General features: G+C 46.7%; 25 protein-coding genes. 17 read left to right on the top strand and 8 right to left on the bottom strand.

The features are described 5' to 3' along the window. The 7 genes from ABC765_RS06750 (at nt 1) to msrA (ending at nt 10,191) form a co-directional block, all read left to right on the top strand. The gene (locus tag ABC765_RS06750; protein WP_039945028.1) at nt 1-1,146 is read left to right on the top strand and encodes a glucose-1-phosphate adenylyltransferase; all 1,146 of its coding nucleotides are present in this window, start codon (nt 1-3) and stop codon (nt 1,144-1,146) included. Further along, on the top strand, nt 1,136-2,299 hold the full coding sequence (gene glgD / locus ABC765_RS06745) for a glucose-1-phosphate adenylyltransferase subunit GlgD (RefSeq protein ID WP_347953406.1): 1,164 nt from the start codon (nt 1,136-1,138) through the stop codon (nt 2,297-2,299). Before ABC765_RS06750 ends, glgD begins: the two co-directional genes overlap by 11 nt. 2 nt (nt 2,300-2,301) lie before the next feature. Further along, nucleotides 2,302-3,729 (top strand): glycogen synthase GlgA, encoded by a 1,428-nt coding sequence (gene glgA / locus ABC765_RS06740; protein WP_347953405.1) that lies wholly within the window; start codon nt 2,302-2,304, stop codon nt 3,727-3,729. Nucleotides 3,730-3,764: 35 nt separating this feature from the next. Next, nucleotides 3,765-6,164, top strand: coding sequence for a glycogen/starch/alpha-glucan phosphorylase (locus tag ABC765_RS06735; RefSeq protein ID WP_347963780.1), 2,400 nt, complete (start codon nt 3,765-3,767; stop codon nt 6,162-6,164). 12 nt (nt 6,165-6,176) lie between these two features. After that, nucleotides 6,177-8,012 carry a glycoside hydrolase family 13 protein gene (locus ABC765_RS06730; protein WP_347953403.1) on the top strand — a complete coding sequence of 612 codons (1,836 nt, stop codon included), beginning with the start codon at nt 6,177-6,179 and terminating at the stop codon, nt 8,010-8,012. A 770-nt stretch (nt 8,013-8,782) separates the two neighbouring features. Next, nucleotides 8,783-9,634, top strand: a complete 852-nt coding sequence (locus ABC765_RS06725; protein WP_347953402.1) for a MetQ/NlpA family ABC transporter substrate-binding protein — start codon at nt 8,783-8,785, stop codon at nt 9,632-9,634. 35 nt (nt 9,635-9,669) lie between these two features. Further along, complete coding sequence (gene msrA, locus ABC765_RS06720; protein WP_347953401.1) at nt 9,670-10,191, top strand: peptide-methionine (S)-S-oxide reductase MsrA; 522 nt, start codon at nt 9,670-9,672, stop codon at nt 10,189-10,191. A gap of 84 nt (nt 10,192-10,275) precedes the next feature. Here msrA and ABC765_RS06715 read toward each other — a convergent pair whose 3' ends face one another. Both ABC765_RS06715 and ABC765_RS06710 read right to left on the bottom strand, forming a co-directional pair. Further along, on the bottom strand, nt 10,276-11,769 hold the full coding sequence (locus ABC765_RS06715) for a glycosyltransferase (RefSeq protein WP_347953400.1): 1,494 nt from the start codon (nt 11,767-11,769) through the stop codon (nt 10,276-10,278). A gap of 14 nt (nt 11,770-11,783) precedes the next feature. Then, nucleotides 11,784-13,331 carry a collagen-binding domain-containing protein gene (locus ABC765_RS06710; RefSeq protein ID WP_347963778.1) on the bottom strand — a complete coding sequence of 516 codons (1,548 nt, stop codon included), beginning with the start codon at nt 13,329-13,331 and terminating at the stop codon, nt 11,784-11,786. 112 nt (nt 13,332-13,443) lie between these two features. Between ABC765_RS06710 and ABC765_RS06705 the strand changes: the two genes are divergently transcribed. Continuing rightward, nucleotides 13,444-13,704, top strand: coding sequence for a hypothetical protein (locus ABC765_RS06705; protein ID WP_347953398.1), 261 nt, complete (start codon nt 13,444-13,446; stop codon nt 13,702-13,704). Nucleotides 13,705-13,800: 96 nt separating this feature from the next. Further along, on the top strand, nt 13,801-14,250 hold the full coding sequence (locus ABC765_RS06700) for an NUDIX hydrolase (protein ID WP_347953397.1): 450 nt from the start codon (nt 13,801-13,803) through the stop codon (nt 14,248-14,250). A gap of 183 nt (nt 14,251-14,433) precedes the next feature. On the opposite strand, the gene ABC765_RS06695 is transcribed toward ABC765_RS06700, so the two are convergent. The 3 genes from ABC765_RS06695 to ABC765_RS06685 form a co-directional block, all read right to left on the bottom strand. Then, complete coding sequence (locus ABC765_RS06695) at nt 14,434-15,969, bottom strand: IS66 family transposase (protein WP_347952914.1); 1,536 nt, start codon at nt 15,967-15,969, stop codon at nt 14,434-14,436. Nucleotides 15,970-16,042: 73 nt separating this feature from the next. Next, nucleotides 16,043-16,399, bottom strand: a complete 357-nt coding sequence (gene tnpB, locus ABC765_RS06690) for an IS66 family insertion sequence element accessory protein TnpB (protein ID WP_013437559.1) — start codon at nt 16,397-16,399, stop codon at nt 16,043-16,045. Continuing rightward, on the bottom strand, nt 16,389-16,562 hold the full coding sequence (locus tag ABC765_RS06685) for a hypothetical protein (RefSeq protein ID WP_303094221.1): 174 nt from the start codon (nt 16,560-16,562) through the stop codon (nt 16,389-16,391). The genes tnpB and ABC765_RS06685 overlap by 11 nt, the downstream gene beginning before the upstream one ends. Nucleotides 16,563-16,878: 316 nt before the next feature. Between ABC765_RS06685 and ABC765_RS06680 the strand changes: the two genes are divergently transcribed. Further along, complete coding sequence (locus tag ABC765_RS06680) at nt 16,879-18,012, top strand: class I SAM-dependent RNA methyltransferase (RefSeq protein WP_347953396.1); 1,134 nt, start codon at nt 16,879-16,881, stop codon at nt 18,010-18,012. 100 nt (nt 18,013-18,112) lie between these two features. Here ABC765_RS06680 and ABC765_RS06675 read toward each other — a convergent pair whose 3' ends face one another. Continuing rightward, complete coding sequence (locus ABC765_RS06675; RefSeq protein ID WP_347953395.1) at nt 18,113-18,769, bottom strand: HD domain-containing protein; 657 nt, start codon at nt 18,767-18,769, stop codon at nt 18,113-18,115. Nucleotides 18,770-18,981: 212 nt separating this feature from the next. Here ABC765_RS06675 and ABC765_RS06670 point away from each other — a divergent pair, with 212 nt between their 5' ends. Beyond that, entirely contained in the window at nt 18,982-19,848 is an 867-nt protein-coding gene (locus ABC765_RS06670) for a glycosyltransferase family 8 protein (protein ID WP_347953394.1), read from the top strand. 175 nt (nt 19,849-20,023) lie between these two features. After that, nucleotides 20,024-20,662, top strand: coding sequence for an NAD(P)H-binding protein (locus ABC765_RS06665; protein ID WP_347953393.1), 639 nt, complete (start codon nt 20,024-20,026; stop codon nt 20,660-20,662). Nucleotides 20,663-20,773: 111 nt separating this feature from the next. Here the strand turns inward: ABC765_RS06665 and ABC765_RS06660 are convergent, their stop codons facing one another. Then, nucleotides 20,774-21,613 (bottom strand): alpha/beta hydrolase, encoded by an 840-nt coding sequence (locus ABC765_RS06660; RefSeq protein WP_376751291.1) that lies wholly within the window; start codon nt 21,611-21,613, stop codon nt 20,774-20,776. Nucleotides 21,614-21,744: 131 nt separating this feature from the next. Between ABC765_RS06660 and ABC765_RS06655 the strand changes: the two genes are divergently transcribed. The 4 genes from ABC765_RS06655 (at nt 21,745) to ABC765_RS06640 (ending at nt 24,524) form a co-directional block, all read left to right on the top strand. Then, nucleotides 21,745-22,266: a GNAT family N-acetyltransferase gene (locus ABC765_RS06655; RefSeq protein WP_347953392.1), complete on the top strand. Its 522-nt coding sequence runs from the start codon at nt 21,745-21,747 to the stop codon at nt 22,264-22,266. A gap of 80 nt (nt 22,267-22,346) precedes the next feature. Beyond that, complete coding sequence (locus ABC765_RS06650) at nt 22,347-23,198, top strand: hypothetical protein (protein WP_347963773.1); 852 nt, start codon at nt 22,347-22,349, stop codon at nt 23,196-23,198. Between the two features lie 287 nt (nt 23,199-23,485). After that, nucleotides 23,486-24,211: an AzlC family ABC transporter permease gene (locus ABC765_RS06645; protein WP_006499178.1), complete on the top strand. Its 726-nt coding sequence runs from the start codon at nt 23,486-23,488 to the stop codon at nt 24,209-24,211. Then, a complete protein-coding gene (locus ABC765_RS06640; protein WP_347953390.1) occupies nt 24,198-24,524 on the top strand; it encodes an AzlD domain-containing protein in 327 nt (108 codons plus the stop codon). The genes ABC765_RS06645 and ABC765_RS06640 overlap by 14 nt, the downstream gene beginning before the upstream one ends. A gap of 83 nt (nt 24,525-24,607) precedes the next feature. Here the strand turns inward: ABC765_RS06640 and ABC765_RS06635 are convergent, their stop codons facing one another. Next, on the bottom strand, nt 24,608-25,084 hold the full coding sequence (locus tag ABC765_RS06635) for a flavodoxin (RefSeq protein WP_347963772.1): 477 nt from the start codon (nt 25,082-25,084) through the stop codon (nt 24,608-24,610). A 77-nt stretch (nt 25,085-25,161) separates the two neighbouring features. Between ABC765_RS06635 and ABC765_RS06630 the strand changes: the two genes are divergently transcribed. After that, on the top strand, nt 25,162-25,851 hold the full coding sequence (locus ABC765_RS06630; protein WP_080967895.1) for a hypothetical protein: 690 nt from the start codon (nt 25,162-25,164) through the stop codon (nt 25,849-25,851). Nucleotides 25,852-25,972: the final 121 nt, after the last annotated feature.

Genomic DNA, 25,972 nt, shown 5'->3' with positions numbered 1-25,972 from the left:
ATGAATGATGAAATGTTAGGGATTGTATTGGCCGGCGGTAAGGGAACTCGTCTGGGCAAGCTGACGCAGAATCAAGCCAAGCCTGCCGTACCATTTGGCGGCCGCTATCGAATTATTGATTTTACAATGAGCAACTGTGTCAATTCAGGCATTCGTAATATTGGCGTAATCACGCAGTATCAGCCCCTGGTTTTGGATCGGCACATTGGTAACGGGGCCAGCTGGGGATTGGATCGTTTGGACTCTGGCGTAACGATCCTGCAGCCATACTCCAGTCCAGACGGCAGCAAGTGGTTTGCGGGAACGGCCCATGCCATCTATCAAAATATCGACTATATCGACAGTATCAATCCAAAGTATCTGCTGGTCTTGTCGGGCGATCACATCTACAAGATGGACTACAGCGACATGCTGCAGCAGCATATTGATAACGGCGCCTCTTTGACGGTGGCCGTAATCGACGTGCCATGGGAAGATGCTTCGCGATTCGGCATCATGAACACTGATGAGCATGATCGGATTACCGAGTTCGTGGAAAAGCCGGCTGAGCCAAAGAGCAACCACGCATCTATGGGGATCTACATCTTTAACTGGGCTCGGCTGCGCGAGGTCTTGGTCAACAACTTTACTAAAAACGACAATATGCTCGACTTTGGTAAGAACGTAATTCCATACTATCTGGACAGCGGCGAGCCAGTCTACGCCTACCGCTTCTCAGGCTACTGGCGGGATGTTGGGACAATCATGTCGCTTTGGCAGGCCAATATGGAATTTCTGGAGCCAAACAACGGTCTTAACATGCAGGATCGCAGCTGGCGGATCAATTCCCGCAGTCCACTGGCGCCACCACAGATGCTGACGGATACGGCGGAAGTCTCACAGTCGATGATTGTCGATGGCTGCTACGTGGCTGGTAAGATTCAGCACAGTATTCTGTCAGCCAATGTTCGGGTCAAAGAAGGCAGTCAGGTGATCGACAGTATGATCATGCCAGGTGCCAGCATCGGTCGCGACGTTACGATTCGGCGGGCCATTATTGGCGAGAATGCCGTGATTGGCGATGGCGTAACGATCGATGGCGGAGATGATGACATTGCAGTAGTCGGCAATGGCGAAACGTTAGGGGGAACTTCAAATGAAGAATAATCAAATGTGTGCAATCATTGTTGACGAGCTCAATGATGATGCCTTAAAGCCATTAACCAACGAACGACCACTGGGAACGCTGTTTTTTGACTGCAAGTACCGCTTGATCGACTTTGAGCTGTCCAGCGTCGTCAATGCCGGGATCCGTAACGTTCAGCTGATTGAAGACGAAGACAAGGTGCGGTCCGTTTTTGATCACCTGGGTGGCGGTCGTGAATGGGGACTGGATGCAATCGGTTCCTATCAGTACGTCAACTATTTCCAGGACAGCGAAAATAAAAAGGCCGCTGGCGAAAAGTATTTCGACAATACGATTGAGTTTTTGGAAAAATCGCACACTGCCTACACGGTTATCATGGGGACGCGGATGCTTTGCAATCTCAATCTGCGGGCAGCTTTAAAGATTCACAAGCAGACTGATAAACCGCTGACGGTAATCTACAGCCGGACCGATGCCGATGAGATTGCCACTTACGACAACATCTTGAGCTTTGACAGCCTGGGCAACGTGATTACCTGTGATGAGTTTGCCAAATTGTCTGATCAAACAGGAAGCTTCAACCTGTCAATGAACGTCTACATCGCTGATACGCGCTGGCTGATCGACGCCTTGCGCAAGGGACAGCAGATGGATGCCCCAGCGCAGTTGGATGACTTTTTAAAAGCGCAGCTGCCTAAGCCAGGGTTGGCAGGCGGCTATGAATACGTCGGCTATCTGCAGAACATCTATGACCTGCCAAGCTATTACCAAGCCAACAAAGACATGCTTGATTCCAACAAAATGAACGAGCTGCTCTATACCAATCAGCGCATTATTACCCGGACGCGCAATGAGGTTGCTACCTACTACGACAGACACGCCAAGGTTAAGAACAGTCATCTGGCAACCGGCTGCGATATTTACGGTACGGTTTCCGACAGTTTGATCTCACGGCGCTCAGTCGTTGATCCAAAAGCTGTCGTAACCAACTCGATCGTGATGCCAAATGCAAGGATCGGTCATGATGCCGAGGTTCACTGGGCAATTCTTGATAAAAACGTGGTCGTCAAACCGGGCGTCAAAATCGTCGGGACTCCTGACAACATTTTGGTAGTGCCAAAAAATACCCGAGTTGAGGCTAATTTGAGCAGTACGGAAGAAGAGGCGAATTAATCATGAAAATTATGTTTGCGGCCGCGGAATGCGCCCCTTTCTTTAAGAGCGGCGGCCTGGGTGACGTGGTCGGCGCGCTGCCGAAAGCCCTTGCTAAAAAAGGTCATGAGGTGCGGGTGGTTTTGCCGCTGTGGCGCTGGATGCCAGGCAAGTTTCAAGAAAAAATGGAAAGCTGGGGCTCGTTTGAGGTTAAAGTCGGCTGGCGAACCGAGTACTGTGGCGTTGAGACGCTCTATCAAGACGGCGTGCGCTACATGTTTTTGGACAACCGTTACTATTTTGATCGGCCTAAGCTTTACGGCTACTATGACGATGGAGAGCGGTTTGCCTGGTTTCAGCAGGCAGCCTGTGAATTGATGGGCCGCTACAACTGGGTGCCGGACGTTTTAAACTGTAACGACTACCATACCGCGTTTATGCCGTTTCTGCTCAAGGAAAAATATGGCTGGGTTGGACCATATCATCACATCAAGACCGTTTTGACGATCCATAATCTGGAATTCCAGGGTGAGTATGGCCGCGAAGTCATGACCGAACTGTTTGGCATGTCGCCGGAACGTTATGACGATGGCACCGTTCGCTATGGCACGGCCGTTAACTTTATGAAAGCCGGAATTCTGTATGCTGATCGGGTCAACACGGTCAGTCCTAGCTATGCGTCCGAGATTCAGACACCCGAATTTGGCTGTCATCTGGATGAGGTGCTGCGCATGGAAAACTTTAAGCTGTGCGGTATTCTAAACGGGATCGACTATGACGTCAACAACCCGGCAACTGATCCTAATCTGGCTGCCAATTACACAGTTAAGGATCTCAAGGGTAAGGCCAAGGATAAGGCAGCCCTGCAAAAAGAGTTTGGCCTGCCGCAACGTCCAGACGTTCCATTGATCGGGATCGTCAGCCGGCTGACTTATCAAAAAGGATTCCAGTTGGTCGTCAATGAAATGGAAAATCTGATGAAATTTGATGTGCAAGTTGTTCTGCTGGGAACGGGCTATGCCAATTTTGAACACGATTTTCGTTGGTTCAACGGCGTTCATCATGACAAGTTTGGCGCCAAGATTGAGTTTGATGTTGGTCTGGCCCAGCGCATTTACGCAGGAGCCGATATGTTCTTGATGCCATCTGGTTTTGAGCCATGCGGACTTTCGCAGATGATTTCAATGCGCTATGGCACGCTGCCAATCGTTCACCAAATCGGGGGACTAAAGGACAGCGTCGAGCCATATAATCCGATCACCAATACTGGTACGGGCTTTGGCTTTGAGCAGTTTAGCGGCTTTTACATGATGGAGGCTATTAAAGAAGCCATGGCAACCTATCAACAGCCGAAAATCTGGCGTCATCTGATGCAAAACGCGATGGCTAAAGACTTTAGCTGGGATAAGCAGAGCCAGGCCTATCTGGATATGTATAAGTCACTGTTTTAGTTTTTGATTGCGAAAAACTGAGAGGGGATAGAAATTTGAGTTTAACAAAATCACAGTTTAAGCAGGATTTTAAGCGACGTTTAAAAGACGATCTGGCCCTGGATATTGATGAGGCCTCCTATTTTGACATGTACAAGGTCTTGGCAGGCATGGTCAAGTCAGCCTACAACCAAAACTGGCATCACACCTGGCGCAGCTATGATCAGCAGCACAAAAAGCAGCTGTACTACTTCTCGATTGAATTTCTGCCTGGCCGCATGCTGCAAAGCAATCTGTTCAACATGGGCTGGCTGGAGATCGTCAAGGATGGCATGAAGGAACTGGGCGTTGATTTTGAAAAGGTCGTGGAACAGGAAAACGACATGGCACTTGGCAATGGTGGCCTGGGTCGCTTGGCCTCATCGTTTATGGACGCACTGGCCAGTGATGGCTATGCCGGCAATGGGAACGGGATTCGCTACAAGTACGGTTTGTTTAAGCAGAAGTTCATTGATGGCTATCAAGTTGAACTGCCAAACAACTGGCTGAACGAAGGCAATGTCTGGGAAGAACGCCGAGAAACGCATTCCGTGCTGGTTCGATTTGGCGGTCAGGTCTATCTGCAGCCGAAAAATGGTCAGCTGAAGCCGGTATATGAAGGCTCACAGCTGGTTAAGGCCGTGCCGTACGATACTGGGATGGTCGGCTATGAGAATGGCGTCGTCAACACGCTGCGGCTTTGGGATGCTGAGATTCCTGAAGACGAGGAAAGCAAGTATCGGACGATTGACGATCTGCGGCGGGTTGAGGATCTGACCAGCGTGCTCTATCCTGACGATTCAACGGAAGATGGTCGGCGCATGCGGATCCGTCAAGAATACTTCTTCGTTTCGGCTGGTCTGCAAAGCATTCTCAATCACTATCTGGAAAAATACGATCAGCCTTTAACCAAGCTTGATCAATACGTTGCCGTTCACATCAATGATACGCATCCTTCAATGGCAATCGCCGAATTGATGCGTCTTTTGATGGATGAGCATGGCCTGGGCTGGGAGGATGCCTGGCAGGTTACGGTCAACGTCATGAGCTACACCAACCATACGATTATGGCTGAGGCGATGGAACGCTGGGACATTAACATGATGCAGCAGGAAGTGCCACGGATTCTGCAGATCATTCAAGAAATCGATCGGCGTTTCGTGCTGTCCTTGGAAGGCAAGTATGATCAAAACTTCATTAACCGCACGCGCATCATTGCCAACAACCAGGTTCACATGGCACACCTGGCAATCATTGGCTCACACAGCATCAACGGGGTTGCCAAGCTGCATACCGAGCTGCTGAAAAAAGAAGTGCTGCATGACTTCTATCGGCTTTACCCCGAACGTTTCAACAACAAGACTAATGGGGTAACGCTGCGTCGCTGGATGGCCATCGACAATCCGCGGCTGGCTGCTATTTTGGATCAGGAAATCGGCTCTGACTGGCGCAAGAACCCGCTTGAATTGGAGAAACTGCTGAAGTACCGGAGCAACAACAAGGTCTTGGATCAGCTGATTGCCGCCAAGCAGGCCAACAAGCGTGATCTGGCCAAGTTTATCAAGCAGCAGACGGGAATCGAGGTTTCATCAAAAGCCATCTTTGACGTTCAGATCAAGCGGCTGCATGCCTACAAGCGCCAACTGCTGAACCTGCTGCGCATCGTCAAGCTTTATCAAGATTTAAAGGCCAATCCAAATGCCGACATCTACCCACGCGTATTCATCTTTGGGGCCAAGGCAGCACCAAGCTATCAATACGCTAAGGCTGTGATCAAGTGCATCAATGAGGTTGCCAACCTGGTCAACAACGATCCTGACATCCATGACAAGCTTAAGGTCGTCTTCTTGGAAAACTACAATGTATCATTAGCTGACCGGATTATTCCAGCTGCCGATGTTTCGGAACAGATCTCACTGGCCTCAAAAGAAGCATCCGGGACCAGCAATATGAAGCTCATGGCCAACGGTGCGCTGACTGTGGCTACGATGGATGGCGCCAATATTGAAATTCATGACTATGTTGGTGATGACAACATCTTTACGTTTGGTCTCTCATCACAGGAAGTCTACCGCTACTATGCCGATAATTCATATCATGCCAGCGAGTATTATGAAAACGACCCGGTTATTCATCGTGTCGTGGATGCGTTCGTTGATGGCACGATTCCAAACATCAGCATGGAAGGCCGCGAGATTTTTGAGTCGCTGGTTCAGTATAATGGCGATCAGTTCTTTGTGCTGCGCGACTTTGAATCCTACCTCAAGGCGCAGGACAAGGTTGATCAGGCCTACCGCAACCCTAAGCACTGGGCCCAGATGAGTCTGATCAACACTGCCAATGCCGGCCACTTCTCATCCGATTTGACGATTGACCGCTACGTTGACGATGTCTGGAAACTGACGCCAAACAAGTAAGGGGGGACTGCTTTGGGGCAGATCCATTACAATGCCTGGCAGTTGGAGTTCAAGCAGCCATTTGGAGCACTGCAGGCAGGCAACAACGTTCAATTCAGCGTTAAGGTTGACTGCCAAAACGTTACGCAGGTCGCGGTCGGCGTTACCAAGCTGGATGAGAACACGGTTTTTTATCCGCTGACTCAAGATGAAAACGAACCAGGCAAATATACTGGCGAGATCAAGATTACGACTTCCGGCTTGTACCACTACTATTTCCGGGTGCGTCGCGAAAACGATGCCGCGCTTTACCTCGGACATCTGCATGGCGGCACGGGGAAAGAGACCACGGATATCAGTAAGGTTGAGCCATTTCAGCTGACCTGTTACGATCGGCAGGTTCCACGGCCGGAATGGTATCGCAATGCGGTTTTTTACCAGATTTTTCCAGATCGCTTTGCAAATGGCAATCCGCATGGTGAGATTGACGGCAAGAAGCCAAATACGTTTTTATATGCAACCACCGCTGATCGACCAATGTATATCTATGACGAGAACCATAAGATTGCGCGCTGGGACTTTTACGGCGGCAACCTGCGCGGCATCATTGCCAAACTTCCCTATCTTAAGCGCTTGGGCGTGACGGCACTTTATCTGAACCCAATATTTGAGGCCTCTAGCAATCATCGCTACGATACCAATGACTACTTAAAGATCGATCCAATGCTGGGAACTGAAGAAGACTTTAAGACTTTGGTCACGATGCTGCATGAAAACGATATGCATCTGATCTTGGATGGCGTCTTCAATCACGTAGGCAAAAACAGCCGCTATTTCAACGCCGGTCATCTCTATGGCAAGCAGACCGGCGCGGCCAATGACAAAAACAGCTCTTATTATGAATGGTTCAATTTCAAGCATTACCCGGATCAATATGACTGTTGGTGGGGAGTTGATGATCTGCCAACGGTCAATAAGGACAATCCCAGCTATCAGCAGTTCATCTACGGTGAGCGAGGCAGTGTCTTGACTAAATGGAATGATCTGGGAGTTGATGGCTGGCGGCTGGACGTGGCTGATGAGCTGCCGGATGATTTTCTGCGGGCCATTCGTCGCAATCTGGACCGCTATGATGATCGCATTCTGATTGGCGAAGTCTGGGAGGATGCCTCCAGCAAGGTCAGCTATGGTCATCGCCGTCCCTATGTCAGTGGCGACAATCTTTACGGTACGATGAACTATCCGCTGCGTCAGTGGGTCATCAATTTTTTGCAGGGTCATAGTGATCCGATAAAGGCTGGCGAGGATTTGCTGACGCTGGTGGAAAACTATCCGCGCAATTTCCTGCTTGATTGTCTGAATAACCTGGGAACGCATGATACCGAGCGCATCCTGACCGTTTTGAATCAAAGCGTGCCACTGGTAAAGATCGCGTTTGCCCTATTGTTTAACCTGCCGGGAATCCCTTGCGTCTATTACGGGGATGAAGCTGGCGTAGAAGGCGGCAAGGATCCTGATAATCGCCGCTATTTTCCATGGGGACGTGAAAACACCGAATTACAAAAGACGGTGCACTACTGGTCGGATATCCGCCAAGAATGCGAATCGCTTAAAGAAGGACAGACTGGAGTCATGGTTGCTGGTAATGAGGTTTTGGGCTTGATTCGCTATACCGAAGACAGCGCGACCCTGCTGCTGGTCAACCGGGAAAATCAGTACGCGTTGGTGCGGGATCTGCAGTTTATGCATGTTCCAGCCAGTTTGCAGCAAGCCATTGAAAAACGAGTGGCTGGGCTGCGAATGGCGCCATTTACCACCAGATTCACTGAACTAAACGTGATCTCGGTAATGGCCGATGAAGACAGCTGAATAAACAGAAAAGCATCGCTGCAGTTTTGCGGCGGTGCTTTTTAGTCGCAGTTAAAGCAGAACTGCAGTTGGGAACTTTAGGATGTCGAGGAATGGTTGATAAATCTGGGTTTTAATGGCAACATGAAAAACGAGTATGTATTTAGCTACATCCAGCTAAAAATTGAAATAGTGGGTAATTTAAGAACTTGAGCTGGTCAACATTTAATTTTCTTCACATAGTCAGCATTTTAAAATCATTAATTTCTAATTAGTGATAGGCTTTTAGAGACTGATGAGGTCAACTTTCCTAGAGTTAGTGATGCCAAGCTGAACTTCGGTAATCACTGGTGAATCCGGCTGCTTAATACTGCTGATTTCTGATTGATGATGAGGGCAGATTAAAAATTTTTAAGATTCTTGTTGACAGTCGTCGTCGATTCAGTTAAGATACTTTATGAAAATTAAATTAAAAAGTGCTGAGAAAAGATGAGTATCCAATGAAGGCCGCTTAGAGAGTCGTTAATGGTGGAAAGCGATCGGTCAAAGTTGGTGAAGATGGTCTTGGAGCGGTTTGATGCGTGAGCCCCTGGTGAGCGCAGCACGGGGCGACGCCGTTATCAAAGTCGGGGTTTTCGAATAATCGAGAACTCGCTGAGGAGAATGCTGCAATGCGTTCTTGAAGATGGGTGGTAACACGCTGATCATGACTGTCAGACGTCCCTGAAAAATGGCTGAAGAGCCGTTTTTTAGGGGCGTTTTTAATTTTCAACAGCACTGAGGAGGATCTTATGAGAAAAAAGCGACGTCGAAACTGGATTATTGCCATCGCTGCCTTATTAATCGTTGCAGCAGGGGCGATTGGCCTAATCTACAAACGGACGGCCAAGCCAAAGACGACCACGGTGCGATTAGGATTGGTCGGGACTGACTCGCAGCCGGTTTGGAACAACGTCAAGGCGCGGCTCAAAAAGCAGGGGATCAATATTAAATATGTGGTCTTTGATGATTACGTTCAGCCAGACAAGGCCTTGAAGGATGGCAAGATTGACATGCACTCCTGCTTGACCAAATACTACTTTGAATCTTACAACAAGTCACAAAACGCGCATCTGGTAAGCATTGGTAATACGGTAATCTCGCCATTGGGACTGTACTCCAAGAAATACAGCTCACTTAAAGATCTGCCGGATGGAGCCACGATTGCGATTCCAAATGAACCAACGACTTTGGGCCGTGGACTGAACATGCTGCAGTCGGCAGGGCTGATCAAGGTAAAGAAGAGCAGCGGCATCAAGCCATCATTAAACGACATTACCAGTAACCCTAAGAATCTGAAGTTTAAAGAAGTTGATCCAGCAACGGCAGCTCGGGCATTGAGCTCTGTTGACGCATCTATAATCAACGGTAACTACGCGGTGGCTGCTAAGCTTAAGCCAGGCAAGGATTCGCTTTACATGGAACCAATCAACAAAAAGGCTAAGCCATACGTAAACATCATTGCCGTACAGGAAAAGGATAAGGATAACCCAGTCTACAAGAAGGTCGTAAAGGCTTACCAGACTGAAGAAACCAAAAAGGCAATCCAAAAGACCTACAAGGGAGCCCAAAAAGCTGCTTGGGACATCTATGGCACTAAGTAATAGTTAGTAACGATTAAATGAAAGGGGCAGTTAAGATGACTTTTGAAACGGCAATTTTTGCAGGAGGATGCTTCTGGTGCATGGTTGAGCCATTTGATACCTATCCGGGCATTGAAAAGGTAGAATCCGGCTATACAGGTGGGCACGTTGAAAACCCGACCTATGAACAGGTTAAAACGGGGACGACCGGTCATACGGAGGCAGTCCGCATTACGTTTGATCCAGCCAAAGTTTCTTATGAACAGCTGGTTGAAATTTACTGGCACCAGACTGATCCAACCGATGCCATGGGACAGTTTCAAGATCGTGGCGACAACTACCGCCCCGTAATTTTCGTTAAGGATGAGCAGCAGCGGCAGATTGCATTGGCGTCACGGCAGAAACTGGCCAACAGCGGGATTTTCGATGATCCAATCGTAACCAAGATTGAAGATGCCCAGCCATTTTATCTGGCAGAAGACTACCATCAGAATTTCTACAAGAAAGATCCAGAACGCTATGCTAAAGAGGAGGCTGGTGGACGAGAGCAGTTCAAACAGGAGCATTGGCACGCTTAGACTTTAAAAATCCAGAGTAGCTTAAAAGCCCGATTGATCCGCAAAAATAGCGAATCGATCGGACTTTCTGATTGCATTTCATAACTAGTCAGCATTAATTTGGCGGACAAAAGCCGACCAGTTCTTGGCTACGCTGTTTTGAGAGTAAGCCAGCATTGTTTTTGAAGCGTTTAGACTATACTTTTTTAGAATTTCGCGATGAGTCAGCAGTTTTGATAAGGTTCGTTGCAGAGTCCACGTATCGCCGGCGGGAACCAGATTGCCAGTTTCGTTGTTTTTAATCAGTTCATTTGGTCCATAGTTGATATCATAGCTTACCACCGGACATCCATGCCCTAAAGCTTCTAGAATGGCCATAGAGAAACCTTCATAAGCACTGGTAACGACTTCGATATCGGCAGATTGATAAATATCAGTTAAGTCTTTTAAATAGCCGCAGAAGTGAATATAACTGTCAGCATTTGCAGCTTTTACCAAATGATGCAGAGCAGTTGAGGTTTCATAATTTTGCCAGTCGTCATCGTAGCCATAGATCTTTAGGTCAATGAAAGGCAATGTTTGATGGAGCGAGATTACCACATTGATTAGCTGATCCAGCTGTTTGACTGGAGTGAGACGTGCCACGGCAATTAACTGACCGGGAATTCGGTTTTTAAAGGGAACCTGCTTTTCCAACAGTAAATCAGGTAGATAGCTGACCGGAATCGCGTAGCATGGTACTTTTACCTCAGGACGATTTTTTAAATCAACAGCTTCTTGGTTAGTTGAGACGATGATGCCATTGAGTTGATTGCCGAGTTCAAAAATTTCTTTGATATAAGGGAATGGCTCACCATCTGCTTGAGCATTCTGGGTAAACGCAGAGTGAAGAATGACGAATTTTTTAACTGGTACATTCATCATTTTAAAAATTGGTACGACATAATCTTCTCGATCTGAATATAAGATGGCAGCTGGATCCTGCTTAACGATAAGAGTTAGGAAATAGGTCCAAAAGTTGATTTCTTGATCAAATTGAATCCATTTGTTTGAATGCCTTAGCTGAATCAAGGTAAGGACGGGTACATTTCCAGGACCGCCACGATAATGATAGGTTAGAAAAGCAGTCCCCTGGCAATCAAAATACGTTCGCGTTATCAATTTGCCTTTGTCATCGAAATATTCAGAAAAACTGAGTTGGTTATTGACGTAAAAATCACGACGATCGGCGAATCCCCAACGATCCCAGTACGTAACATAATCTATTTCATTATCATACAGGTTGATTTCGATTCGAAGCCGATCATTAATAAAACCACGATTTCCTTGAATCGTCAACTGATTATCGCTTAGCAGCTCTTTTCTTAATTTAGCAGTTGCTATTTTGTGGTCAGATAATTTTTGAAAATAGGCAATTGGATTAATAACATCGTGCTCGATGCCTAATTCATACCAAATCTGTTGTTGATAACGTGAATAGACCAACGTAACGATTTTGGCCGGAATATGAAGTGACTTAAAGATTTTTAGCCTTTTGATCTCGGCTAACTCAATTGCTGAAGTGAGTTTATCGATCCGTGATGTAATAAAGTAGTGCATTTGATCACTTCTTTTTAGGCCTTGCGCTTGTTACGACGGGATATGAGACCAATCAAGCTACTTAAAATAATAGCGAGATAGCCTAAAACAGATAATGGGTGGTCAGATTGATTGCCAGTTTTCGGTAGCACTTGATGCTCTTGCTGATTAGCCGTCCTAGTTGTTGGCTCTTTGAAACTTAGATTGGTCAACTGGGTTGGCTGAGTTGGCTGAGTTGGCTGAGTCGGCTGGGTTGGCTGGGTTGGCTGGGTTGGCTGAGTTGGCTGAGTCGGCTGGGTTGGCTGGGTTGGCTGAGTCGGCTGAGTTGGCTGAGTCGGCTGAGTTGGCTGGGTCGGCTGAGTTGGCTGGGTCGGCTGAGTTGGCTGAGTCGGTTGAGTCGGCTGGGTTGGCTGGGTTGGCTGAGTTGGCTGGGTTGGCTGAGTCGGCTGAGTTGGCTGAGTTGGCTGAGTCGGTTGAGTTGGCTGAGTCGGTTGAGTTGGCTGAGTCGGCTGAGTCGGCTGGGTTGGCTGAGTTGGCTGAGTTGGCTGAGTTGGCTGAGTCGGCTGAGTTGGTTGGGTCGGTTGGGTCGGCTGAGTCGGTTGAGTCGGTTGAGTTGGCTGGGTTGGCTGAGTCGGCTGAGTTGGCTGAGTCGGTTGAGTTGGCTGAGTCGGCTGAGTTGGCTGGGTCGGCTGAGTCGGTTGAGTCGGCTGAGTCGGTTGAGTCGGTTGAGTATAGAGATCCCAGCGATGGGACTCGCCACCGCTAATATTGACAGAATCAGCGACGATATTACCATCAATGTTTACGTTTGCATTAACCGTTGCGTTTGGCGCCAGAATGCTGCCCATAAAACGACCACTGTTGAAATTGAGCGTTTGTTTGTTATTGCCAAAGTTCCACACAATATGATTCGGCTTGTCATGCGATTCACTATTAGCCAGAACTGTACCGTCCTCATACTTCAGCAGAATCTGGGTTGAGATGTTTAGACTGTCTGTGTCTGTGGGTATGTTGGTCACATTAATAACGATGGTTGGCGCAACCAACGAATTAGATAGACCCTTAATCGAAAGAGGCTGAGGCGCACTTAAGTATTCAAATGGAATGTTCAGATAGATATAGCCGTTTTCTGGTTTGGCATTTGAGACATCCACGTAACGATTATTCATGTCACTGAAATCAGCAGCTACGTTTTCTGAGTTGCTAGAGTGCTTTGCAGCAGTGGTTGAATTTAGTTTCAGTTTATTAAAAACTTGTTCAAAATTAATGAATGGTTCATTGCGATCACTTTGAACATCAGTTGGTTTTAAATTGTTTATTTTGATGTCGTTGATCAATACTTGGTCAGCCTGCTTGTCGACTTTAACTCCCTTACCAAAGATAACGTGATTAAAGGTTGTATTTCTAAACGCGTTTCCGGGGAGATTTTTAGTCAGCTGTTGAATGTAGCTAACATCACCTTTCGTTAAATTTGGAGACTTTCCCCGGGTACCAAAGTCATTTGCATTATTAAGCACTTTGACTGCCAGATTGCCATTGGTATCAGCGGTTAGATTAGCTTGATTGGCAAAAATATGGAACAAAGAGGCAAGGCTAAGAAAATTATGGGAATCTAAATCGTTGATATCGATACCAAGGCTTTTAATGTAATCGTCATTGTTGATCCATCCGAATTTGTTATTAACGATGCCGGCAGTGGTTGGGCTGTTTAATTTAGACTTTGGGGCTAAAACTGGAGTGATGCTGCTTGCATGGACTGGTTTTGGAGATATAGCCGCAGTTGATAGTATGCCTAAAGATGCAGCAATTATGCCAGCACTGAATTCTTTAGTAAGATTGGACTTTTTCATAAAATCATACCTTCTTCATAAAAAATACAAAAAAATTTATATTAATTATAATAAATTTAATAATTTAAGCATTCAATATCTGCGGTCTCTTTATATAAGGCAATAATGATTATTTATTTTTTTATAAGATAAAATGTGATAATTGAATATTAGTGAAGAAGTCCGTGTTAAAATTAATCAAAAAATGAGAGGAAGGATCAAGATGGCCTATATTAAAGACTTGCGCGCCAAGGTCGGTCATCAGCCGCTGATCATGACCAGTGCCTCAGGAGCCTTGGTCAATGAAAAGCAACAGGTATTGCTGCAGGAGCGAGCTGATACTGGTGATTGGGGCTTTCCAGGCGGTTACATGGAATTTGGCGAGTCATTTCAGGATACGGTTAAGCGTGAATTTAAAGAAGATGCTGGGATTGAGGTTGAGCCGGTTAAACTGCTGAAGATTTCAGATCAGGAATTCTACACCTATCCAAACGGCGATCAGGTTCAGCCAATCAATGCCTTCTTTTTGGTTAAGGAAGTCGGGAGTCGGCAAATGGCTTTTAAACCGACCGAAACACTGCGGATTCGCTATTTTTCCCTGGATGAGCAGCCTAAGTTCTTCAATCATCAGCACGCAATGATGTGGCAGACGATCAAGGATGAACTGCAGTAGTCGTTTTATGAGTTGTCTAAAAGTAAAATTCAAAAAAATGGCTTGCTGACTGTGTTTTTCCGTAAGCACACCATATTGAACCGTGTTGCCTACTAAGCGGTGACCAATTTCAAAAATTAAAGAACAAAAAAGCAGCGGTCGACCGGCGCATTTCTGCGTGGTCGACCGCTGTTCATTTATCAATTAGGCTTTGCAGCTTTCTTGAATTTCACGAGCCCATGGCAAATAAGCCTCTATTTCTGGCGTTTCGCGTTTTGTAAAGGCGCTAAGCAGGGTCTCTAAATATTTAAAGACATCCAAATGATTTAGTTTTGCGGTTTGCACGATGCTATACCAGATCGCATTGGCTTTGGCCCCAGCCGTGGACTTCGCAAACAGACTGTTCTTTCTGACCAGCGTGGTGGGACGAATCAGTTGCTCATTGTGATTATTATGCAATGGCAGCTCTCCATGCCTGAACATCTGGTAAACCCGCTTCTTCAATTTGAGGGCATTTTTGATTGCATTGCGTAGCGGTTTGAGTGGCGATTTCGTCAAGGCTTCTTCAATCAGCTGATAGAAATCATCAATCATCGCTTTTAAATGCTGACGCCTTTGGGCTGCCTTCTCACTTGCTGATGAATATTTCAACCGTTTTTCGATGTGAAATACTTTGGCAAGGATCCGCACGGCGTCACTCGCAATACTTTGCCCTTGAAAGCGGGTAATCTTTGGATCAAGCAGTCGCTTAAATTGGCGATTGATATGAACCAGACAGGTCCCCCAATACGCTTCTGGTAAGCGATTATCAGAATATCCACTAAACCCATCACACATAATACCGCCAGAAAAGTCATCACCTAAGATTTCTGTAATAACCTTTCCTGATCGTGAAGGGGCATAGTGGAAATACGATACTTGATGTGGACTGAATTCTGCCGTAGAACAGGCTGACCAGAAGTAGCCATGTGATTGATCAAGATCCAGAACTTGAAATGGCGTCTCATCAAGCTGCACCACAGGTGCTGCCTTGATTTCTTGACGCAGACGTTCATAAATCTTTTGCCCAAACCTTTCGCCAGCTTCAATTACCCCACGAGCCATATGTTTGCTGGTGATGGGAAGTCCGAGGCGCTCCCAATACTGCGTCTGGCGGGTAAACGGTACTGCCAGACCAAACTTTTCAAAAAGTACTTCGGCGATTACCGAGCTTGAAAGGTAACTGTGTGGAAACAAGGGCTGTGGCGTCTTTGCCTGAACGAGTACATCATTGTCGGTTTCCGGATCTTGACAGTGTTCGCATCTAGCCGTTTCAGTACATACGATTTTGCAGCACAAGTGGGCAGGAATCAGTTTAACTTCACGATATTGTTCATGTTTGCCGATAACCGTCATCATTTGACCGCATTGATCACAAGTCAGTTCTTGCTCGCTTAGCTGATGAAGTTCTTCAACTTGTTCTAGGCAATCAAGCAATTGTTTACGTGATTCCTTTGATTTGCATTTTCTCTGGTGACTGGTAACGGTAGTGGTCAACTTTTCTACTGTTGAATCATTCGTTGGCACGGTTTCCTGTTCGTTGTCATCAAACAGATCCAACTGGCCAGCACTTAATTTTTCAGTTTTTTTTCCAAAAAGTTGCTTTTGCAGATAGTTTACCATCTCGGTCAGTTCCGCAATCTTAGCCTTTAGTTCTTTGTTTTCACGCAAGGCTTCTTCTAAAGTGATCTTCTCAGCCATTACCAATCACCTCCTTTATTATCTGATGACCATTAGGTTATCAGATAATGGAGGCAAATAAAAGAGGAACTTGTTAATACCCTGGTCCCTTAATAGCCGGCCTGATTCGTTTCTGAGGCAGTGGCGAGATGCCTTCTAACAATGCCTTAATCTGACTCTTGGTTAATGCCACTGCGTCTTCTCGATGTCGCGGCCATCGCAGTCCACCATTTTCAAAGCGTTTATAAAGCAGGATGAATCCTTCGCCGTCCCAGTACAAGCCTTTGAAGCGGTCATTACGATTGCCACAAAATAGGAATAACGAATCATTATCTAATTCCAAGCCATAATTCTCTGCGATCACCATGGCCAAACCATCAATCCCCTTCCGCAGATCGGTCTTGCCACAAACTATGTAGACGTGCTGAGGGGCACTCCAGTTAACCAGCATAAGCGGCTACTGCTTTAATGATCTCACTAACCAGAGCGGGATCTGCTTCTTGGTAGACATTAATTTTTACTTGGTGCAGTGAAACGGTCGCAGTCAAGCGTGAGCGCTTAGTAACCGGCTTCTTTGTTCGTGGTATATCAACTTCGACAAAATCTTGCTTCATAAAAAGTCCTCCTCCTTGAATATGTCTTCAAGTATAGGAGAACTTGGGATTTAATCATATGCGGTTGGTTATAGTGTGCTTACGTTTTTCCATAGTCGGCAGGCCGTTTTTGATTTTAAATTTGATTTGGCGCAGATTGGCTGGTATGCCGCGATGCTCTGATTGGTGTTTTGGATTCACTGATCTTGCTAAAAGAATTGAAACAATTGAATGCCAAAAGTTAGAACGTGACGCAGGCAAACAATCACCTGGCAAACCGCTGATTGAAAGTTATGGTAAAATGATGTCAGCAAAATTTTCATGAGGAGTTTTAATATTGCAAAAATTTCATTTGATAGCTACTGCGGCAGCCGGGATTGAAGCCTTGGTAGGCAAGGAGCTGCGGGCACTAGGCTATGAAACGCAGGTTGAAAATGGCCGGGTGCGTTTTGAAGGCGATCTGCGCGATATCATGGTGGCCAATCTTTGGCTGCGGACGGCTGACCGGGTCAAGATTATCGTGGGTGAGTTTGACGCGACTGATTTTGACAGCCTGTTTGAGCAGACCAAGGCATTGCCATGGGAAGACCTGTTACCGATTGACGCGGCTTTTCCGGTTGAGGGCAAGAGTCATCGCTCACAGCTGCATAACGTTCCCAGCGTACAGGCAATCGTCAAAAAAGCAATCGTTGACCGTTTGACTGAGGTTTATCATCGACGGACGCGGCTGAGTGAAACTGGGGCGACCTATCCGCTGGAAGTTGCCATTAATAAGGATCACGTATTGCTGACGCTTGATACGACTGGCCCCAGCCTGTTCAAGCGCGGCTATCGCAAGGGCAAGGGGGGCGCGCCATTAAAAGAAAACATGGCCGCGGCCCTGGTGATGCTTGCCCATTGGTTCCCTGACAATCCGTTCGTAGATCCTGTTTGTGGTTCAGGAACGATTCCAATTGAGGCCGCCTTGATTGGTCATAATATTGCTCCTGGCATCAATCGCGGCTTTCAATGCGAGCACTGGGTCAATCTGATGCCAGAAAACCTGAGCGATGATGTACGTGATGAAGCCGATGCCAAGGCTGACTACGACATTGAACTGGATATTCACGGTTATGATATTGACCAGAATATGATCGATATTGCTCAGCGGAACTGTCAGGCAGCCGGTTTGACGCATGACATCACGTTTAAGCAGCTGGCAGTCAAGGATTGGCACACTGACAAGATCAATGGTGTCATCGTCGCCAATCCGCCATATGGTGAGCGTTTGAGCGATCAGGAGTCGGTGCGCGAGCTGTATCGGCAAATGGGCGAGATCTACCGTCCGATGACGACATGGAGCAAGTATATCTTAACGGCTGATTTGGAGTTTGAAACCTACTATGGTCAAAAAGCCACCAAACGCCGCAAGCTTTACAATGGTGCCTTAAGAACGGATCTATTCCAGTACTGGGGCAAGAAACAGAGGTAACGGATCAAAAGCCTAATGTTGATAAATAGAGGCGGGAAAATTACCTGCCCAATCAAAAAGCCAAGCACCGCATCCGGTGGCTTGGCTTTTAGTTTGCAAACTAGGCTTTGGCATCCCATTCTAAGAAAAACTCGTCTAAAAATTCTTTCATGATCTGCTGACGATGAGCGGCGATTTTGCGTGCTGTTTCCGTATTCAGCATGTCTTTGATTTTCAGCAGCTTTTCGTAAAAATGATTAATGACGGTCTCATCGCGTTCTGTACGGTATTCTTCACGATTCATATGCTCGCGCGGTTTGATCAGCGGGTCATAGATGCGCTCGCCGTGGCTGCCACCATAATAGACGGCCCGGGTGATGCCGATGCTGCCTAGACCGTCCAGCCAGTCGGCATCCTGGACGATCTGGCCTTCACGCGAAAGGGTCGGTCGTGCATCGCCTAACGTATCGGCAAATGACATGTTGGAAATGATATCCATGATTGCTTGGATCTGTTCATTGGTTAGGTCAATGCGCCGCAAGAAGTCTTCCAATTCTTCCTCGGCTTCTTTTACGCTGATTACCAGCTTTTCGTCAATCGTATCGTGAAGGTAGGCCGCGGCAACGGCGATAAACTCATTGGCAGCCTCGGTTTCGATCAGTTTTTTAGTCATCCGTACGACGCGCATGATGTGGTCGAGGCCGTGTCCAGTACTGTCACTGCCCAGTTTTTGGATGGTGTAGCGCTTAATGGCCTCCAATTGTGCTGCTTGTTCCATAAATCTTTCCCTCTTAATAATTGTAGTCGCAAATGTCACCACTTGATCGTAAGCCAATTTAAGCGGTTTGACAAGTAGGAAACCACAAATTAGGGCAATGAGATCGCTTGGCAGATAAATTGGTCTAAGAAACGTTTTGCATCATTTGCTTCGTGCAAAATCGGTCTGGTTATCTAAAATAGAATTAACAGCAGTTATGAGAGGTGAAAATTTTGAATCTATTGTTTTCAATTGATGATCGTTTTTGGCGCCAGATGCTGACGGTCCTGAACTCGATCCGACTCAATTCCCAGCCGCGCCAGCTTGATGTATACGTGATCCAATCGCAGGAACTGGTGCACACGCCAGAGATTCGCAAAACTTGTGAACGGTGGGGGATGAACTATCATCCGATTATTATCAGAGATGAAGAATTCGACCAGGCGCCGGTTACTGATCGCTATCCTAAGACCATCTATTATCGCTTGCTGGCTCATCAATATCTGCCAAAACAGCTGCATCGCATTCTATATCTGGATGCTGACGTATTGTGCATTAATGATATCGGACCGCTTTACGATACGGATTTGGATGGCTACCTTTATGCTTCAGCAATTCATACTGGCTTGACTGGTACCACGGAAGTCATCAATAAGATTCGCCTGCAGAACTTTGACGCGGATGGCTATTATAATTCCGGCGTGTTGTTGATGAATCTTGATCTGATCCGGCAGCGGGTTCATGCGGAAGACATTTACGAATATATCCGAGAACACGTCTTGCTGCTGCCGGACCAAGACGTGCTGAATGCCTTATACGGTAAAGATATTAAGACGGTTCCCGATCAGCTTTATAATTTTGATGCTCGCAAAGGTCAGACCTATGAGACGATCAGCTTTGGCGAGTGGACGCTGGACTGGGTCATCAAACATACGGTAATTCTGCATTATTGCGGTCGTCATAAGCCATGGCTCGTTGATAAGAATACGGGACGCTATACGGCGCTTTATAAGAATTACTTTCAAATGACGCAGCGGGCGCTTAAACAGGTGGCCATCAGTCAAACTGCTCCGGCGGCTACTGTCCTGCAGCCGGATTAAGTGTCGTTTGAAAACATTTGTGCAGTCGGCTTAGATCAGCACCGCATTTTTGCTAATGATATTACTAGATCAGAGTGTTTTAGACTGCCAAAAGACTAAAAATTTGTCTTTTGGCTTACAAAAAGTTAGTATAAAGCAAATAGTAAATCACCAGTGTAGCTGAAAGGAGATTGCAATGAAAGTTTTTGTCGCTGGAGCTACGGGACGAGTGGGGCAAGCCGTCGTCACTGAGCTCCAAAAAGCAGGTCATGAAGTAGTCGCGGGTGCTCGTCATCCAGAAAAGATCAGTCAACCAGATGTCTTGAAAGTCAGGCTTGATCTGCATGCTTCCGTTACTGAGCTGCAAAAAGCACTGGGCAAAGCTGACGCGGTAATCTTTGCAGCGGGCTCACGTGGTAAGGACCTGCTGCAGGTTGATTTAAATGGCAGCGTTAAACTGGCAGAAGCAAGCCGGCAAAATGGCATTAAGCGTTTCGTCCAGCTGAGCTCTGCCTTTGCACTTGATCAGGATAAATGGGCCCAAACGCCTATTTTAAAAGATATTACTGATTATAACATCGCCAAGTTTTATGCAGATCGTTGGCTGATTGATCATCCGGGATTGGATTGGACGATTGTACAGGCAGGGGTCTTGGATGAGCGGCCAGCTACAGGGATGGTTGCAATAAATGATGGTAGCTATGGTCATAACGCAATTTCTGACGTTGCAGCGGTACTCGTTAGGAGCCTGGGACATTCGAATACGATTGGCAAGGTCATCATGATGCACGACGGCAGCCAGTCAATCGATGCCGCATTAAGCAGCCTAAAGTGACCTGATTGCCATAGCTGTTTTTTTGCGAGCAGCGCGGTATCGCACAAAAGATTTATTGCTGATGATAAGCGATAGATTCAACAGTACTCGATTTTTACAATACTGCAATGCCTATTTGCCCCATAAGAACTTGATCAAGATCGCATCGACCTGTGGATTGCGGTGTAAAAGCTCATGTTTGGCATTGGCCCCTGTGATGCGCTGTTCTTGATATGATTTGGCTCGACTGGCAACCAGGTACTTCAAGGCTTTGGATGATTTATTGTCCACCTGGCTGTCGGTACCATCGCCCAGATCGCCATAAATATTTAGGACGCGGGCAGTGGTTGGATAGGTGTGGCGCAGTTTTTTGAGTTTTTGATATGATTTGGTGGCTGGCGTGGCTTCACCGGTCCGTTCGTTATACTGCAGGTTGGCGGGTTGATTCCAGCCGATTACGCCATCAAAGGTGCCAGCCATCGCGACTTCTTTTTGCAGCTTGGGAAACTTAGAATTGTTGGCGTTTTGCAGCAGGCAGTAAAGAAACGCCATGTTGCCCATCGAATGCGCCTCAACTTGATATTTTTTGAAATGATAGGTTTGGCAGACTTTTTGAATGGCCGCGGCAACGTAATGACCATCCGTAGTATAGTTTGAGTTCTCATTATCGATCAGGTTGACTTCAATGATTGGGTTGATCGCGCCGTGGGGAATCTTGCCTTCCAGCTCAACGGTGCCATTTTGCGCAACGTTGGCTACGATGACGGTTTTGGTGACACCGGCATCAATTGCCGCCTGAACCATGTGTCGTTCGGCATGCGCCCCGCTGCCCCAGCCATGAAAGAAAAAGGTTGGCGTGGTTGACTGAACGTATTTTTGGGAATTCAATGCAGCTGCTTTGGCGGATGAAGCCATGGTCATCATCAAACAGATCGTCAGCATAATTTTAAGCCAGAATTTATATTTCAAGATGTTCGCCTCGTATCAGTGTTGATGATGTTATTCTAAGTCTGTTTGTTGAAATTGACCATTTTATTGTCAATTTTTGGCAGAATGTGTTAAATTGATAAACGCTTGATATTTTAAGGAAAGAAGGTTGTGCTATGCATATTGAAAAAGCCGAAATGAAGGATCTGGATCGAGTTGTCGAAATTCTGCGTGATGGCCGCAATCAGCTGGCGGAAAGCGGGATTGATCAATGGCAAGGCGATTATCCGAATGTTGAACATATCCAAGAAGATATCGAACATGGCTTTGCATACCTGGTACATTCCGACGATCATGAAACGGTAGGAGCTTTTGCAATCGTAGCAGCTCCGGACCACTCTTACGACGAATTGGATGGCAAATGGCTGGTTGATACCGACAACTATCTGGTTATTCACCGGGTTGCCATTCACTCTGACCATGCCGGCAATGGCTATGCTTCTGGCTTGTTTAAGAGCGTTATCGATTACGTTAAGGAAAATCCAAACGGTGTCAAGTCATTACGGATCGACACCCATGAGGACAACAAGCCAATGCAGCACTTAATTGAAAAGTATGGCTTTACGCGGGTAGGGACTCTGCATGGCGTCTACCGTCCTGAAGAAACCTCATACGTCTACGAAATGCCGATTCAATAAAATCAAATAAATAATGTGATAAAATCGACTCAATAGATCATATCGATCATTGAAGTCGTTTTTTATTTTGGGGTGAAAAAATGGATGTAAATGCTCAGCTAACCGATCAGCAGCGAGTCGAGCTGGCAGGTTTGGAATATCAGCCGCTGGGGGTTGGCGATCACGTCAGATTATCCAATGGCAAGCGGGTCGGTCGCGTCAAACGAGCTTTTTATAAACAAGATGGTCTGCGGGGCACCATCATTGTCAATCACCATCAGGATCATAAAGAGATTACGGTGCTGTTTCGCGGCTCATCGGGCTTAAGACATGGCAATCCAACGACATGGTCCAATGAATGGCTGGCAACCAATCTGCCCATTGGCCGTTCGATCGTTGAACATCGCGTTGGTGAGATTCCTTCTCAGCTCAGGTCGGCTGCCAGTTTGTTGAATCGGTTGATGCAGCAGGACTTAACGGCACATTATTATATCTACGGCCATTCACTGGGAGCAATCAACGCCCAGTATGCCCTTGCCAACTGCGATTATCCAGCATGCCTGAGTGAGGCCTGGCTTTATGAGGGGCCAAACGTCTACTGGCTGCTTAATGACCAGCAGAAAGCCCAGGCTGCGGTTTTGCGCAATAAGATCAACAATTATATCGACTCACTGGACATCGTGACTCTGGGCTATACTGACCTGCATCATGCAATCGGCCGGGTGCGCTACGTTCAGTCGATTCTGCTTGACCCAATCAGTCAGCATATGTGGGGCGGCTATCAGTTCGATCAAAACGGTCGGCTGTATACCAAACCGGTTGCTGAGTATCGGGAAAAAATCGATCGTGAGCTGATTGAACATGTCAGTCAGGCCAGCAGCAGTTGGCATCAATGGCGTCAAGAACAGGTAAAAAAGCGCCAGGAACTGAATCGCTGGCTGCCCTATCGCTAGTTCATTTCTATGATGGCGTCAATCTGATTAGTTAATATCGCAGCATCAGAATTATAAATATTGGGGCTGGCAGACTATGGATTGGCGTATTTGGTCAAGATCGGTTGACGACTGGATCTCACAGGCATCATTGCAGTGATTGTCGTGGTGATTCGCTTGTCGCAGAGCAGCATGTATCTGAATGACAATGCATAAAATATCTTGCTGACAAAAAGGCTCTGTTAATCAATAGTGGCTTGCGTTAAAATTAATCTCTGTAATCACTTATTCACAGGGGAGAGGAAAATATGCAAGCATCACCACCGGCAACGCGCCAGGAAACCGTGCGCTTTGCTTTTAACAGTTCGTTACCGATTTTTTTCGGTTATGTTATCTTAGGGACCGGCTATGGGCTATACATGCATAACCTGGGCTTTGGTTTCTGGTTTCCCACGATAATGGCAGCGGTAGTTTATGGGGGCTCCGTTGAATTTATCCTGGCTTCCATGCTGGTTCAGAGCTTTTTGCCGGGCAACGTTGTCTTGATAACGCTGGTCGTTGGCTTTCGGCAGTTTTTTTATGGCCTTTCAATGCTGAAAAAATATCGCGGTGCGGGCTGGCGCAAGTTCTTTTTGATCTATGGCTTGACCGATGAGACCTTTGTCGTCAATTATAGTCTGTCGATTCCCAAAGAATATGATCGTTACTCAGTCTATACGCTGATTTCGCTTTTTGATCACAGCTACTGGGTCTTGGGCGCATTCTTAGGCGGCGCGCTGGGGAGTCTGATTGGCAAAGAGATTCCCGGCATGGATTTTGTTATGACGGCGCTGTTTATTGCCTTGGCCGTTGACCAGTTTCAAAAGGAAAAGGATCATCTTAGCTCAACCAGCGGCGTGATCGTTACGATTGCCTGTCTGCTGCTGTTTGGCAAGACGTATTTTTTGGTAGCGACGCTGTTGATTCTAGTGGCTGAATACGCCGTTATCTACTGGCGTCAAGCAAAGAGGGGGGACCAAAATGACGCTGACTGATCAGATTATCTGCATTGCCTTAGCCGCGCTGGCAAACTTTGCCACCCGGGTAACGCCATTTCTGCTTTTTAGAACGGAAGCGGCCACGCCTGATTTCGTAACCGGGCTGGGCAGGTTTTTACCGGCCGCGATTATGGGGATGCTGGTCGTATACTGCTATCGCAACGTTAATTGGCTTGGCGGCACGCATGGACTGCCAGAAGTCATTGCCGGCGTAGTGACGATAATCGTGCATTTATGGAAGCACAGCCTGTTTTTAACCTTGATCGTCGGGACTCTTTGCTATATGCTGCTGATCAATTTTATTTTTTGAGAATCAAGAATGGCTGCAAAGGCTAAGCTTAGAAAAATGCTGTCGTGGACTTTTGATGAGTCGGCGACAGCATTTTTGCTTTATTATAGTTTGCGCAGCCAGGCGGCCAGATTGTTTGCCTTGAACTGATGAGAGCCGTGAGTCGTGACGTGGAATCCATCAGTGACCTGCAGCCGGCCAGCCCGTTTAATGAAATTTTCTTGATAATCGTCAGAATCGCTCCAGGCAGTTGAGAATGGCGCAATCAAGCCTTGGTATCCTTGAATGGTTTTCAAAAACTCAATCACTGGTGCTGCCACGTTGCCATTCCAGACGGGGCCGCCGACCAAAACAACGTCATATTGATTCAGCTGCGGCATGGAATTGATAAGTTTAGGCAGCTGGTGTTGTTTTAGCTGCTGTTGATAGATGCGACCAGTAGCTTCCATGTTGTTTGGATAGACGCTGTCGGCCACGCGCAGACGCAACGCCGGAGCCTTGGTCGCATCTTGAATTAATTTGGCAAGTTTAGTGGTATTATTAAATTGTGAATAATAAACAATGAGTGCTTGCTGGGCCATTATCTACAGCTCCTTTAATCAGTTTTTGACCTTGATTATAGCAATGATTGCTCAGCGCGCTCAAATTAAAGGATGTGATGATGATGAAAAACGGCTCAAGCACCAGTGAAAAAGCCCTTAACGTTTTTTTGTGGTTTATTGTAATTTCGATGCTGGTTTCACTGATTTTAACGACCAAAACGGCTTTGACGGCTGCGACCGCCAAAGCAGCAGGGGCCGCCTGGTTTTTGGATCTGGAAATCGTGGCGGGCCTGCTGATTGTTATGCTGCCTAAGTTTTTAGCGATCAAGCTAAAGGTTTATCTGCCGCCGCTGCTTTACGGTCTGTTTTTAATGTTTATCTATGGAGCCATTTATCTGGGCACGATCTATCACTTCTACAGCATTCCTTACTGGGACAAGGGCCTGCATCTGATCAGCGGCGCTTTGCTGGCTGGTTTTGCGCTGTCTGCATTTGGCGGTCTGATTCCTGATGAGGGGATCAAGCACGTGCCGCCATTTTTTATCAGTATGTATGCCACGGCGTTTGCGGTCTTTTGTGGCGTTTTATGGGAATTTTACGAATTTACCTGTGACTCGTTTGGCATGAATCTGCAACGGTACATGAAAAACGGTCATTTACTACTGGGACGGGCGGCTCTAATGGATACGATGGGTGATCTGTTTGCCGATTTCTTTGGTGCTCTTATTTTTGCAGTGATTGCCTACTTTAAGCTACGCAAGGACAGTCGCTGGATTGAGAAGTTCTTCTTCCATCGTAATCTGTAATCAAATTAAACAGTTGCTGAATATGCGGTTGAGGCTTGATTAAGTCATCAACCGTTTTTTGTCTGCTTAGTGAACGATCCAATCCATAAATTATTGGCAATTGGATCCGCTTCCGAGTTTG

The sequence above is a fragment of the Limosilactobacillus sp. WILCCON 0051 genome (assembly GCF_039955095.1).
GTDB lineage: Bacteria > Bacillota > Bacilli > Lactobacillales > Lactobacillaceae > Limosilactobacillus > Limosilactobacillus allomucosae.
The sequence above is the reverse complement of the archived record's forward strand: the minus strand, read 5'-3'. Positions and strand labels throughout refer to the sequence as shown.

What these genes read in the sequence shown, in the direction of transcription:
- ABC765_RS06750 (WP_039945028.1), top strand. Translation starts at nt 1, where the DNA reads ATGAATGATGAAATGTTAGGGATTGTATTGGCCGGCGGTAAGGGAACT.
- glgD (WP_347953406.1), top strand. Translation starts at nt 1,136, where the DNA reads ATGAAGAATAATCAAATGTGTGCAATCATTGTTGACGAGCTCAATGAT.
- glgA (WP_347953405.1), top strand. Translation starts at nt 2,302, where the DNA reads ATGAAAATTATGTTTGCGGCCGCGGAATGCGCCCCTTTCTTTAAGAGC.
- ABC765_RS06725 (WP_347953402.1), top strand. Translation starts at nt 8,783, where the DNA reads ATGAGAAAAAAGCGACGTCGAAACTGGATTATTGCCATCGCTGCCTTA.
- msrA (WP_347953401.1), top strand. Translation starts at nt 9,670, where the DNA reads ATGACTTTTGAAACGGCAATTTTTGCAGGAGGATGCTTCTGGTGCATG.
- ABC765_RS06715 (WP_347953400.1), bottom strand. Translation starts at nt 11,769, where the DNA reads ATGCACTACTTTATTACATCACGGATCGATAAACTCACTTCAGCAATT.
- ABC765_RS06700 (WP_347953397.1), top strand. Translation starts at nt 13,801, where the DNA reads ATGGCCTATATTAAAGACTTGCGCGCCAAGGTCGGTCATCAGCCGCTG.
- ABC765_RS06695 (WP_347952914.1), bottom strand. Translation starts at nt 15,969, where the DNA reads ATGGCTGAGAAGATCACTTTAGAAGAAGCCTTGCGTGAAAACAAAGAA.
- tnpB (WP_013437559.1), bottom strand. Translation starts at nt 16,399, where the DNA reads ATGCTGGTTAACTGGAGTGCCCCTCAGCACGTCTACATAGTTTGTGGC.
- ABC765_RS06685 (WP_303094221.1), bottom strand. Translation starts at nt 16,562, where the DNA reads ATGAAGCAAGATTTTGTCGAAGTTGATATACCACGAACAAAGAAGCCG.
- ABC765_RS06675 (WP_347953395.1), bottom strand. Translation starts at nt 18,769, where the DNA reads ATGGAACAAGCAGCACAATTGGAGGCCATTAAGCGCTACACCATCCAA.
- ABC765_RS06665 (WP_347953393.1), top strand. Translation starts at nt 20,024, where the DNA reads ATGAAAGTTTTTGTCGCTGGAGCTACGGGACGAGTGGGGCAAGCCGTC.
- ABC765_RS06655 (WP_347953392.1), top strand. Translation starts at nt 21,745, where the DNA reads ATGCATATTGAAAAAGCCGAAATGAAGGATCTGGATCGAGTTGTCGAA.
- ABC765_RS06650 (WP_347963773.1), top strand. Translation starts at nt 22,347, where the DNA reads ATGGATGTAAATGCTCAGCTAACCGATCAGCAGCGAGTCGAGCTGGCA.
- ABC765_RS06645 (WP_006499178.1), top strand. Translation starts at nt 23,486, where the DNA reads ATGCAAGCATCACCACCGGCAACGCGCCAGGAAACCGTGCGCTTTGCT.
- ABC765_RS06640 (WP_347953390.1), top strand. Translation starts at nt 24,198, where the DNA reads ATGACGCTGACTGATCAGATTATCTGCATTGCCTTAGCCGCGCTGGCA.
- ABC765_RS06635 (WP_347963772.1), bottom strand. Translation starts at nt 25,084, where the DNA reads ATGGCCCAGCAAGCACTCATTGTTTATTATTCACAATTTAATAATACC.
- ABC765_RS06630 (WP_080967895.1), top strand. Translation starts at nt 25,162, where the DNA reads ATGATGATGAAAAACGGCTCAAGCACCAGTGAAAAAGCCCTTAACGTT.